This is a genomic window from Vibrio ichthyoenteri ATCC 700023 (assembly GCF_000222605.1).
GTDB lineage: Bacteria > Pseudomonadota > Gammaproteobacteria > Enterobacterales > Vibrionaceae > Vibrio > Vibrio ichthyoenteri.
The window spans coordinates 18,425-30,904 of sequence record NZ_AFWF01000007.1; the positions used below are offsets into that span (position 1 = coordinate 18,425).

Genomic DNA, 12,480 nt, shown 5'->3' on the forward strand with positions numbered 1-12,480 from the left:
TCCCGGTTGGTTGAATCTCTAACTCACTAGTCACCGTACTGGAAAGCTTTGATGACTTGTTTTACGCCAGAGACATTGCGGGTAATTTCTGCCGCAAGATCAGCATGTGCACGTGAGACGTAGCCGAGTAAAAAGACCTCGCCACCTTCTGTGATAACTTTAATCTTCACTGTGCTTAGTTCTTCATTGGTCAGTAACGCCGATTTTACTTTTGTCGTAATCCAGCTGTCGTGACTGATTTCACCAAGGGAAAGCGGCTGTTGTACTCGGATTTGGTTATGAATTTGCGTCACCCCAGGAGCTTTGCGCGCTTGGTCTTCAAACTCATTCAATAGCTGTTGAGTGCTCGCTTGGCCCATCAATACCACAATGCCATTGTAAGCACTGGCTGTCGCTCTTACGTTGCCACGATAAGGAGCTTTGTTAGTCATGCCTGCGATTTCAAACTCGATATTATTGTCGTTCCAAATCTCTTTGGTGGAACGATTGTCGGTGACAACACTGACCGTTGTTGCAGCACCAGCCACAAACAAGCCGACACATCCGCTGGTCGACACTGCAAGGCTGGCAATCAATAAAACTTTGATTAAGTTCATTTCGTTACTCTTCGTGAGTGGGGAATAAAACCTGATCTATCAAATCACATAAACAGTGCAAGGTCACCATATGAACCTCGTGGATTCGTGCGGTTCTGTGAGATGGAATACGAATTTCAACATCATTTTCGCCCAGTAGACCAGCCATTTCGCCGCCGTCTTTACCGGTTAAGGCAATGATGGTCATATCGCGCGTTACCGCAGCTTCCATTGCTTTGATGATGTTCTTACTGTTACCACTGGTAGAGATCGCGAGTAGGATATCGCCCGGTTGGCCGAATGCGCGTACTTGCTTAGAAAAAATATGCTCATAGTGGTAGTCATTCGCGACGGCCGTTAAGGTGGTGTTATCAGCAGTCAACGCCATCGCAGGCAGGCTAGGACGTTCAGTTTCAAAACGGTTTAGCAAGCAGGAGACGAATTGCTGAGCATTAGATAAAGAGCCGCCGTTACCGCAGCAAAGCACTTTATTGCCATTAAGTAGGCTATACACTAAAGCTTGCGCAGCATGGGTGATGGCATCTGGCAGCGCCTCTGCTGCTGCAATTTGGATTTGAATACTTTCGGTAAAGCTTTCTTTAATGCTCTCTAGCATTGGTTACCCTTGAGTTATGGCGTTTTTGATCCAATCAATCTGTTTGCCATCTTGATGGATAGCGATTAAATCGAAACGAAAATTAGTCGAATGAACGGACAATCCTTGTTTAATTAACCAAACATTGGCCGTTTTAATTAAACGCTGTTGTTTGCTGTAGGTGACCGTTTCTGCAGCATGCCCATAGTTTTGATTTTGGCGGTAGCGTACTTCAACAAAGACGATGGCGTCTTGGTCGCGCATGATCAAATCGATCTCACCACCTTTGATGCGAAAGTTTCTCGCAATTTTGCTGAGTCCGCAACTAACAAGATGTTGTTCAGCGGCGGACTCGAAAAAAAGCCCTTTAGTTAACTTGCTCAGCATCGGCATCGATATTGATTTCAGTGGTGTCATCAGTTGCGGTTGCATCTTGAGTTACGACACTGCTGCTGGTGTTACCATGCTCAGCCCAACTGATTTCACGCTGCACTACGCAGTTATCATCGATGGAGAGAACACCGGTATTGCCATCGATGCTGTAGCCATGAACGACTTTCATTTGTGGTAGTTGTTCCATCAGTAAGTACGCATCCATACCGAGGGCTTGCAAACGCTTCTCTGCATTTGAACCTTTTGGCCACATCTGATTCATTTGCGCTTCAATGGCACTATTTGGTTGAATCAGTAGTGGGATGTCGCTGTACATCACACCGGTGAGGTCTTCGTATTGCTGACGGCCACTGTTACTGCTTGAGTTTGAGAACAGTTTTGGTGGGTTGGTGTCTGGGTTAATCGCCACTTCAATAAATGGTTTAATCAACGTTAGTTCAGCACTGCCGGCGACGATGTATACCGCGTCGATGTCACGACGGCTACGTGGCTGACTTTCAAGCTGCATACCTAGTAGGGATTCCATTTGCGCGATGTGTTGTTGGCTTTCTTGCAGGCCAAACGCGTTATTAATGTTGAGCTGAAGTTGGCGTTTATCCGTGAATAGGTTCACTGCGACTTTATTGTCACTGAAAGTCTTCCATTCCTCTTCAAATGCTTCAACGACACGTTTGCCTAGTTTTCCTTGCGGCGCAAGCACTAACGGGTAGCGGTAGCCTTGAGCAAAGAGGTGTTTTGCTGCTTGGGCCACTTCTTGCTCTGGTGAGAGTGCGAGGTAACAAATATTGCTTCCTGGCATCACTTCATCTGGGATATTAAGCGCCAACATTGGTAGTGGGCTACCTGATGCTGTTTGAGCTTGTTGCAGTTTAACAATGTTACCTTTCACCAATGGGCCGACAACAAAATCGATATTCTTTTCAATCAAGGTTTGTTGCAACACATCGGCATCAGTGCTGTTGGTGTCGATAACCGTTAAGGTTGCATTTGGGTCACGCTGCTCGTCACTCATCATTTGCAAGATAAAACCATCACGAATCAGTTGTGCTTGCTTGGCAAATTTACCCGACAGTGGCAATAACAAAGCCGTATTGACGGGTTTTGTTACGTCTAACGACAAGATATCAATAATGCCCTGAGGCGTATAAAGTGCCGCTGGATGGGACGGATTTTCAGCCAGCCATTGCTCTAATTTACTTTTTAATTGCGGAATGTTGCTCGCTAAGGTCGAATTGTACTGAGCTAATTGCACCCAACCATCAAAAGCATTATTGCTTGTTGCAGCATTAAACTGGCTAATCTGCTGTGCTGGAGAGTGGGTTAAATTTTGCCAAACGCCTTCTGCTAGATAGCTTTGTTGCGATTGATCTTCAAACTCAGCAAGGAGTGAAAGTTCACGTGCCGCATCAAAGAAATTTTGTTGTTTGGCAAAAATGTCCGCGCGTAGCTGGTGGTAATCTTTCCACTGCTCATTGGCAAGGCGCCAAGACGGAAGGAAGTTAAGCTGTTGTGACGCTTGTGCAAACTGTTCGTTGTTGTACAGCAACGTGGCGCGTGAAAGTTGCCATTCAGCTTGCTGCATGTCAGAGAGAGGCTGACGAGCTAGGCGTTTGATCAGCAGATCCGCTTGGGCGGTGTCATTGGATTCTACGGCGGCTTTGAGTGCCATAATTAACCAGTCGTTTTGTAAACTCCCCTCACTGCTATCAGCGCGCATTAAATAGTTTGTCGCTGATTGGGTTGGGTCGAGCGTAATATCAACGTAGTTTGGTGTTGATGAAGTAGACGAACACGCTGCTAATACGACCGCAAGGGCTACAGGAGTCAGTAAGCGTGTTACACTTAGTCGCTTTTGGTTATTTATGGCCATGAGTTATTCGTTAATTCCGTATAAAATTGTGTCTATATTAATCGTTGAAGTGATGCTAAACAAATGACAGATAATAAAACCTTACCAGCACAGATCCCAACTCTCTTTATTGTACCCACTCCCATTGGCAATTTAGGTGATATTACTCAACGTGCCATTGAGGTGCTTTCTAGTGTTGATCTGATTGCGGCGGAAGATACTCGTCATACAGGCAAGCTGTTAGCGCACTTTAATATTCCGACAAAAACCTTTCCTTTGCATGATCATAATGAACAACAAAAAGCGCAAGTTTTAGTCGAAAAATTATTATCAGGTCAATCCATTGCTCTTGTATCGGACGCCGGTACACCACTTATCAGTGATCCAGGATACCATCTCGTCAATCAATGTCGTCAAGCCGGGGTTAAAGTTGTTCCTCTACCTGGGGCTTGTGCGGTTATTACTGCCTTGAGTGCGTCGGGCTTACCTTCTGATCGCTTTAGCTTTGAGGGCTTTTTACCACCAAAGAGCAAGGCGAGAAAAGATAAGTTACTGGAAATTGCCAAAGTTGAGCGCACTTGTATCTTTTATGAGTCACCACATCGCATTTTAGACTCTTTAGAAGACATGTTAGACATTCTTGGTCCACAACGTGAAGTTGTGCTAGCCCGTGAGTTAACCAAAACATTTGAAACTTTCCAAGGATTACCGTTAGGTGAGTTAATTGAATGGGTTAAATCAGACAGCAACCAGCAACGTGGTGAAATGGTCTTGCTAGTTCATGGTCATCGTGAAGTCGCAGAAGAAACTCTGCCAGACGAAGTGACTCGCACCCTCTCTATTTTGACTAAAGAGCTGCCTCTAAAAAAAGCTGCAGCCTTAGCTGCTGAGATTTACAACCTAAAGAAAAATGCCCTCTACAAATGGGGTTTAGAGAATTTAGGTTAAGCGGGTTTTAGGAGCGAGAGGCGAGAATTTAGAAGCGGGAATTTAGAAGCGAGAGTTTAGAAGCGAAAATTTAGAAGCGAAAATTTAGAAGCGAAAATTTAGAAGCGAGGGGCTAGGTCACATGGCTGGGCTTTTCTCGTTTCTCGAAGCGCAGCGTACTCTGCTCTTGTCTTTTCGCCCTTGCCTCTCGAAGCGCAGCGTACTCTGCTCTTGTCTTTTCGCCCTTGCCTCTCGAAGCGCAGCGTTCTCTGTTCTTATCTTCTCGATTCTTTTTGCTCTCAGCGCTGCGAAATGCTCGCTTTTTAGGCGTTTAACATCCTTATCTCATCATATTTGTGATCTCGCTAGACACTGTACCTTGAACTCTATACAATCCGCCTCGGAGTTGACTGGATAGTCGCTGCTTTGTTGATGTCCTTCGGGAGACTGACGCTGAAGTCCCTTCGGGAGACTGGCGTTGACGTCCTTCGGGAGACTGACAAAGGGGAGGAAAGTCCGGGCTCCATAGAGCAGGGTGCCAGGTAACGCCTGGGAGGCGCAAGCCTACGACAAGTGCAACAGAAAGAAGACCGCCGATGGCCCGCAAGGGCACAGGTAAGGGCGAAAGGGTGCGGTAAGAGCGCACCGTGCGACTGGCAACAGTTCGTAGCAAGGTAAACTCCACCCGGAGCAAGACCAAATAGGCCTCCACATTGCGTTGCTCGCGTAAGGAGGCGGGTAGGTTGCTTGAGCCAGTGAGCGATTGCTGGCCTAGACGAATGGCTATCACCGCGCAAGCGGATACAGAACCCGGCTTATACGTCGACTCCACCTATTCGAGACCCATCGTAACGCTTGCGTTATGATGGGTTTTTTGCATTTTACTGACGAAAATATTCTCCAAAGCAATATACTCAGGCACCATTTAGCGAACTTTCGAGTAAGCTTAAAATCGGTTTACCTATTGCCGCTTGGATTTTATTATCTGATGGCCTTGGAAAAGAGCTGGTTAATTAGCACTATTTTCCTTGCACAGAAAGCCGCGTCTAGGCTCTCAAAGTACATATTGAAGGCGCTTGAGTTTAAACTTAGCGCAATGTCACGTGATACAAGCTGCCAAAGGTGGCACTGCGTGGCGAAATCAGTACACTGAAGAAGTTAGAGCGCATCAATACGCTAGCCGATGAGATAACTATGACAGAAGCATTTAAACACATATCTGTATTACTGAATGAATCGATCGATGGATTGGCAATCAAACCCGATGGCACATACATAGATGGTACATTTGGTCGTGGTGGCCACAGCCGCACAATCTTATCGAAACTGGGTGAGAATGGTCGTCTATTCAGTATCGACCGTGACCCACAAGCGATTGCCGAAGCACAAAAGATCGATGATCCGCGTTTTACTATTGTTCATGGTCCATTCTCTGGTATTGCTGAATACGCTGAACGCTACAATTTGGTTGGTCAAGTTGATGGTGTGTTGTTTGACCTTGGCGTATCTTCGCCGCAGTTAGATGACGCTGAGCGTGGCTTTAGCTTTATGAAAGATGGCCCGTTAGATATGCGCATGGACCCAACCTCAGGTATTTCGGTATCGCAGTGGTTGCTGGAAGCCGATCTTGACGATATCACTTGGGTTATCCGTGAATTTGGCGAAGACAAACACGCTCGCCGCATCGCTAAAGCGATCGTCGCTTACCGTGAAAACGAAGAGAATGAACCGCTAACTCGCACGGGTCAGCTAGCAAAGCTTATCTCTGATGCTGCACCAAAAAGCTTCAAAGAGAAAAAACACCCAGCGACTCGCTCATTCCAGGCGTTCCGTATTTATATCAACAGTGAGCTAGAAGAGATCGATACAGCGCTAAAAGGCGCGGCGAGCATTCTAGCGCCAGAAGGTCGCTTATCAGTAATTAGCTTCCACTCACTGGAAGATCGCATGGTGAAACGTTTTATCCGTAAAGAAAGCCAAGGCCCACAAGTGCCACATGGTCTCCCATTAACGGAAGCGCAAATCCGTGAGCTTGGCAGTGCCAACTTAAAAGCGATCGGCAAAGCGATTAAACCTAGCGTGCAAGAAGTGGAAATTAACACTCGTTCACGCAGTTCCGTATTACGTATCGCAGAGAAACTGTAATCCCATCATGAGTAAAACCACGCCTAATCTTGCAAAGCTTATCGGTCGAGACTTAATTACCACCGGGCGTTTTCCCCTAGGTATGTTGTTATTGATTTTTGCCAGTGCAATGGGTGTGGTTTTTATGACTCATCACACTCGAGAAGCGGTTACTGAGAAAGATCAGGCTTTGGTTGAGCGTGAACGGTTGGATAATGAATGGCGCAACTTACTGTTAGAAGAGACTGCATTGGCGGAACACAGCCGCGTTCAGTCTGTCGCCAAGCATGAGTTAGAAATGAAACGTCCCGACTCTGATAAAGAAGTGGTGATTGATTTACCATGAGTTCTCCGAAAACCAAACCTACCCCTAAGAAAGCCGAAGTTGAGCCTCCTCAACTGATTCGCTGGCGTTTCTATCTCGTCATTTTCTTTGTTTTTGCCATTTTTGCTGCGTTGGTTGCTCGTATTGGTTATATCCAGATCATTGAGCCAGACAACCTGATCAAGCAAGGTGATTTGCGTTCTATTCGCGCCAAAACCTTACATTCAGCTCGTGGTATTATCTCCGATCGCAATGGTGAACCATTAGCGGTCAGTGTTCCTGTTGAAGCGGTTTGGGCCGATCCGGCAACGATTTTCAAAGAGGGTGGCTTGGTTGACGTTGATCGTTGGCATGCACTTGCCGATGTTCTGGGCTTGGATCGTCAAGGCTTACTCGACAAAATCAATAGCAATAAAACCCGTCGCTTTATTTACCTGCAGCGCCAAGTTAGCCCTGCAATGTCGAATTACATTCGTCAGTTGAAGCTGGCTGGTATTGGTCTGAAACCTGAATCTCGCCGTTATTACCCTGCTGGTGAGGTTAGTGCTCACTTAGTCGGTGTGACAGGCATTGATGGCCATGGGTTAGAAGGCGTTGAGCGCAGCTATGATAAGTGGCTTACCGGCGAAGCGGGTAAACGAATTATCCGTAAAGACCGTTATGGCCGCGTGGTGGAGAATATTTCGCTAGAAGAGCGAGAGGAAGGTAAGCCTCTCACATTAACAATCGATCAGCGCCTACAGGCAATTGCGTACCGTGCCATCAAACAAGCCGTGGCGGATTTTCGTGCCACATCAGGTTCTGCGGTATTACTGGATGTTAAAACCGGTGCGGTACTGGCGATGGTTAATGCGCCATCATACAACCCAAATAACCGCGCTGATTTACAATCGGCAAAAATGCGTAACCGCGTGATCACCGATGCCTTTGAGCCGGGTTCAACCATAAAACCGTTTGTGGTGTTAGCGGCACTAGAAAATGGTGTGGCTGATGAAAATACCGTGATCGATACTGGCAACGGCATCATGCAAGTGGGTGGCAGCCGTGTCCGTGATACATCGAAGGTGGGTAAAGCTGACTTAACCACCATTTTGAAAAAATCGAGTAACATCGGTGTGGCGAAACTGGCGCTGGAAATGCCGCTTGAAGCATTATTGGGCATGTACAGTTCCGTCGGCTTTGGTGAATCGTCAGGCTTGAATTTGATTGGTGAGTCGACGGGGATTTTCCCAGACCGCCGTCGTTGGTCGAAATTTGAAATCGCAACGCTCTCTTTTGGTTATGGCCTAACCATAACACCTTTACAGTTGGCACATGCTTACGCCACGTTAGGGAATTACGGCAAATACCAACCGGTGCATATTCTAGAGAATAACCAGCAAGACTTATCACGTCAGGTGATCAGTGAGAAATATGCCCGCATGGTGCTAGGTATGCTGGAAACCGTTACCCAACCTGGCGGTACCGCGACAAAAGCGGCGGTGCCTGGCTATCGTGTTGCCGCAAAGACCGGCACATCACGAAAAGCGATTGCTGGTGGTTATGGTGACGAATATTTTGCTTATACCGCGGGTGTGGCTCCAGCCAGTGATCCGCGCGTAGCCTTGGTGGTGATTGTGAATGAACCACAAGGTGACAATTATTATGGTGGTTCTGTAGCGGGTCCGGTTTTCGCTGAAATCATGAAAGGCAGCCTACAGATCTTGAACGTCGCACCAGACGAAAATAAATCAAATCAGGAATAAAGAGAGACCTTTTGTATGTCTTTAAGTCTCACATTGCAGCAGTTGGTCGCACCTTGGCTACCACTGGCTGACTTTGCCGCTAGTATTGCAATCAAGCAACTTGAGCTTGATAGTCGCAAAGTTGTTCAAGGAACGACGTTTGTTGCCATTAAAGGCCATGCCGTTGATGGTCGCCAATTTATCGATGCGGCATTAAATAATGGCGCAACCTCCGTCATTGCTGAAGCTTGCCATGAAAAACCTCACGGTTTGATTGAGAGGCAAGGCAAGGTCGCGATTGTCTATATTGCTGATCTTAGTTCGCATCTTTCTTTGTTAGCTGGCCGTTTGTATGCACATCACGACAATCAGTTAATTGCAGTGACAGGCACCAATGGGAAAACCACTATCACTCAGTTGATCGCGCAATGGTTAGAGTTGGTTGAGCAACGTGCCGCGGTAATGGGGACAACCGGAAACGGTTTTCTTGATAATCTACAACCCGCAGCCAATACCACGGGTAATGCAGTGGAAGTGCAACGCACTATTGCAGAGCTTGCTCAACTTGGTGCCAATTACACTGCACTTGAAGTCTCTTCTCACGGCTTAGTACAAGGACGAGTGAAGGCGCTCTCTTTTGTTGCCGGCGTGTTTACCAATTTAAGTCGTGATCACCTTGATTACCACGGTACGATGGAAGAGTACGCAGAAGCTAAATTTGCGCTCTTCAGCCAGCACCAATGCCAGCATGCAATTATTAATGCAGATGATGAAGTAGGGAAGCGTTGGGTTGCTAGACTTGATAACGCGATCGCGGTTTCTCTATTACCTCAAGTTGCGGTAGATGGGGCGCCAATGGTGTGGGCGAATCAAGTTTGCTATTCAGAGCAAGGTATTGATATTGAATTTGATGGGCATTTTGGTGCCGGCCACATTTCAGCACCATTAATTGGTGAGTTCAATGCGTCAAATGTGATGTTAGCAATGACGACCTTGTTGGCATTGGGTATTGATAAGCAAGCGCTAATCAACACTGCGGAAAAACTTGAGCCAGTGCTTGGCCGCATGGAGTTGTTTGCAACTCAAGGTAAAGCAAAAGTGGTGGTTGATTATGCTCATACTCCCGACGCCTTAGAAAAAGCTTTGTTAGCGTTACGTGTGCATTGCGAAGGTCAACTTTGGGCTATCTTTGGTTGCGGCGGTGATCGTGACAAAGGTAAGCGACCAATGATGGCCGAAATTGGTGAGCGTTTGGCCGATAGAGTTATTTTGTCTGACGACAACCCACGCAGTGAAAATCCCGCCGAAATTGTACAAGATATGCTGGCGGGGATGAATAAACCTCAGCAGGCGATTGTTGAGCATCAGCGTTTTACCGCTCTGCAACGCGCGCTTAATGAAGCGGGTGAGCAAGACATTATTTTGCTTGCTGGCAAAGGCCATGAAGATTACCAAGTCTTGGCAGACCAAACGGTGCACTACTCTGACCGTGAATCGGCTCAGCAGTTGTTAGGGTTACTATCATGATAAGTTTGAGTCTAAGCCAGATTAGCAAGGTACTAAACGGCGAGATAATAGGTGATGATTGTACCATCACGCTCGTCTCTACTGACACTCGTCAATTACAAATAGGGGCATTGTTTGTCGCTTTAATTGGTGAGCGTTTCGACGCGCATGATTTTGCTCAGCAAGCGCTTGAGGCGGGAGCTTCAGCCTTATTAGTCTCGCGTCCTCTTGATCTAGCAATACCTCAGTTGATCGTGAACGATACTAAGCTAGCCTTAGGCCAGTTGGGGGCTTATGTTCATCAATTGTGTGCGACACCGACCGTGGCGATTACGGGCAGCTGTGGCAAAACCACAGTGAAAGAGATGGTCGCCAGTATTATGGCGCAAAAGGGCCAGGTGCTATTTACCGCCGGTAACTTCAACAACGATATCGGTGTGCCATTGACCTTGTTGCGTTCGACCCCAGAAGATGATTTTGCGGTGATTGAACTAGGTGCTAATCACATCGGTGAAATTGCTTACACTTCGCAATTAGTGCAACCAGATGTCGCGTTGGTAAATAATGTCGCCGCGGCGCATTTAGAGGGTTTTGGCTCGATTGATGGTGTCAAACAGGCCAAAGGCGAGATCTACCAAGGCTTGAAGTCAGGTGGGGTGGCGATTGTAAACTTGGAGAGTCATGGCGATCACTTCTGGCAACAAGCGTTGGCGGATAAACAAGTGAAAACCATTTCTGTTGCGAACCCTAGTGCGGACTACTATGCCGACAATATTGCTTTAAATGCGATGGGTGAAGCGAGCTTCTTACTGCATTGTTCACTAGGTAGCCAAGCGATTCAGTTAGGTATTATTGGTCAACATAACGTTTCTAACGCTTTGGCTGCGACGGCTCTTGCGATTGAGCTTGGAGCTGATTTAGCCGCAATTTCATCAGGTTTATCTCAGCTTGCTAAAGTTAAAGGGCGAGTGGAGTTGGTTGAACTGAGCAATGGTATTCGCTTGATTGATGACAGCTATAATGCCAGCGTGCCAGCAATGAAAGCGGCCGCCGATCTTTTAGCTGGATTTAGCGGCACTCGCTGGCTTATTTTGGGCAATATGGCAGAGTTAGGCGATGAAAGTCTTGCACTTCACCGACAAGTCGGGGAACATGCAGCCCCGTTTAATTTTGAACAGGTACTGACTTTTGGCGCTGATACACGAGCGATCAGTGACGTCTGCCATGGTCAACATTTTGCATCACACGACAGCATGATTGAGTTTATAAAACAGCAGTTGCCGCATCATACTGGTCCCCACACATTACTTGTTAAAGGCGCAAACAGCGCTGGAATGAGTAAGGTTGCAACTGCGTTGAAGGAGATTTATTCATGATTATTTGGCTTGCAGAGCTGCTACAGCCATATTTCTCATTCTTCCGTCTATTTGAATACCTGTCATTTCGCGCCATTTTGAGCGTGTTAACGGCTTTAGGTCTTTCATTGTGGATGGGGCCACGCTTGATCCGTCGTTTGCAAATGTTGCAGATTGGCCAAGTCGTGCGTAATGAAGGTCCTGAATCTCACTTTAGTAAACGTGGTACGCCAACCATGGGCGGTCTAATGATCCTTGCTGCGATCATTATTACGGTCTTGTTGTGGTCAGATCTCAGTAACCCATATGTTTGGGCGGTTATTTTTGTGCTCGGTGGTTACGGCGCTGTCGGCTTTGTCGATGATTATCGCAAAGTGGTACGTAAAAACACTGATGGCCTGATTGCTCGCTGGAAGTATTTTTGGCAGTCAGCGATAGCCTTAGTGGTTGCCTTTGCACTTTATGCACACGGCAAAGACACTGCGGCGACTCAATTGGTGGTTCCTTTCTTTAAAGACATCATGCCGCAATTGGGCTTGATGTACATTGTGTTGACCTATTTTGTTATTGTGGGTACCAGCAATGCGGTGAACTTAACCGACGGTTTAGATGGTTTGGCTATCATGCCAACCGTGCTGGTGGCGGCAGGTTTTGCAGCAATTGCATGGGCAACGGGTAATGTGCAGTTCTCTGAATATTTACACATTCCGCACGTGCCTTACGCTTCAGAGCTCGTTGTAGTGTGTACCGCGATTGTCGGGGCTGGCTTAGGCTTCTTGTGGTTTAACACTTACCCAGCTCAAGTCTTCATGGGCGATGTAGGTTCATTAGCTCTAGGTGGCGCGCTGGGTACAATTGCCGTTCTGGTTCGTCAAGAATTTGTGTTGGTGATCATGGGTGGTGTGTTCGTTATGGAAACACTCTCGGTTATCTTGCAAGTGGGGTCTTACAAACTGCGTGGTCAACGCATCTTCCGTATGGCACCGATTCACCATCACTATGAGCTAAAAGGCTGGCCAGAGCCTCGCGTTATTGTACGTTTCTGGATTATTTCAATTGTTTTGGTTCTTATCGGTCTAGCGACTCTGAAAGTACGTTAAGGAAAAC

11 protein-coding genes and 1 other RNA gene are annotated in these 12,480 nt (G+C 47.0%); 8 read left to right on the top strand and 4 right to left on the bottom strand.

Features of this window, described 5'->3' with window-relative positions:
- Positions 1-26: 26 nt before the first annotated feature.
- The 4 genes from RH85_RS01105 to RH85_RS01120 are packed head-to-tail and all read right to left on the bottom strand — an operon-like array spanning position 27 to position 3,433.
- Positions 27-596 (bottom strand): BON domain-containing protein, encoded by a 570-nt coding sequence (locus tag RH85_RS01105; protein ID WP_006710336.1) that lies wholly within the window; start codon positions 594-596, stop codon positions 27-29.
- A gap of 4 nt (positions 597-600) precedes the next feature.
- Entirely contained in the window at positions 601-1,191 is a 591-nt protein-coding gene (locus tag RH85_RS01110; RefSeq protein ID WP_005594056.1) for a phosphoheptose isomerase, read from the bottom strand.
- A 3-nt stretch (positions 1,192-1,194) separates the two neighbouring features.
- Positions 1,195-1,557 (bottom strand): YraN family protein, encoded by a 363-nt coding sequence (locus RH85_RS01115; protein ID WP_006710337.1) that lies wholly within the window; start codon positions 1,555-1,557, stop codon positions 1,195-1,197.
- Positions 1,538-3,433: a penicillin-binding protein activator gene (locus RH85_RS01120; protein WP_006710338.1), complete on the bottom strand. Its 1,896-nt coding sequence runs from the start codon at positions 3,431-3,433 to the stop codon at positions 1,538-1,540. Before RH85_RS01120 ends, RH85_RS01115 begins: the two co-directional genes overlap by 20 nt.
- 63 nt (positions 3,434-3,496) lie before the next feature.
- Here RH85_RS01120 and rsmI point away from each other — a divergent pair, with 63 nt between their 5' ends.
- From rsmI to mraY, 8 genes are all read left to right on the top strand, one after another.
- Complete coding sequence (gene rsmI / locus RH85_RS01125) at positions 3,497-4,360, top strand: 16S rRNA (cytidine(1402)-2'-O)-methyltransferase (RefSeq protein WP_006710339.1); 864 nt, start codon at positions 3,497-3,499, stop codon at positions 4,358-4,360.
- Positions 4,361-4,741: 381 nt separating this feature from the next.
- Positions 4,742-5,173: RNase P RNA component class A (rnpB, locus tag RH85_RS22010), an RNA gene on the top strand.
- 360 nt (positions 5,174-5,533) lie between these two features.
- On the top strand, positions 5,534-6,484 hold the full coding sequence (gene rsmH, locus RH85_RS01130) for a 16S rRNA (cytosine(1402)-N(4))-methyltransferase RsmH (RefSeq protein WP_006710340.1): 951 nt from the start codon (positions 5,534-5,536) through the stop codon (positions 6,482-6,484).
- A gap of 7 nt (positions 6,485-6,491) precedes the next feature.
- On the top strand, positions 6,492-6,809 hold the full coding sequence (gene ftsL / locus RH85_RS01135) for a cell division protein FtsL (RefSeq protein ID WP_006710341.1): 318 nt from the start codon (positions 6,492-6,494) through the stop codon (positions 6,807-6,809).
- Complete coding sequence (locus RH85_RS01140) at positions 6,806-8,533, top strand: peptidoglycan glycosyltransferase FtsI (RefSeq protein WP_006710342.1); 1,728 nt, start codon at positions 6,806-6,808, stop codon at positions 8,531-8,533. The genes ftsL and RH85_RS01140 overlap by 4 nt, the downstream gene beginning before the upstream one ends.
- A gap of 15 nt (positions 8,534-8,548) precedes the next feature.
- On the top strand, positions 8,549-10,039 hold the full coding sequence (gene murE, locus RH85_RS01145; protein WP_006710343.1) for a UDP-N-acetylmuramoyl-L-alanyl-D-glutamate--2,6-diaminopimelate ligase: 1,491 nt from the start codon (positions 8,549-8,551) through the stop codon (positions 10,037-10,039).
- Complete coding sequence (locus RH85_RS01150; RefSeq protein ID WP_006710344.1) at positions 10,036-11,394, top strand: UDP-N-acetylmuramoyl-tripeptide--D-alanyl-D-alanine ligase; 1,359 nt, start codon at positions 10,036-10,038, stop codon at positions 11,392-11,394. Before murE ends, RH85_RS01150 begins: the two co-directional genes overlap by 4 nt.
- Positions 11,391-12,473 (top strand): phospho-N-acetylmuramoyl-pentapeptide-transferase, encoded by a 1,083-nt coding sequence (gene mraY, locus RH85_RS01155; RefSeq protein ID WP_006710345.1) that lies wholly within the window; start codon positions 11,391-11,393, stop codon positions 12,471-12,473. Before RH85_RS01150 ends, mraY begins: the two co-directional genes overlap by 4 nt.
- Positions 12,474-12,480 lie beyond the last annotated feature (7 nt).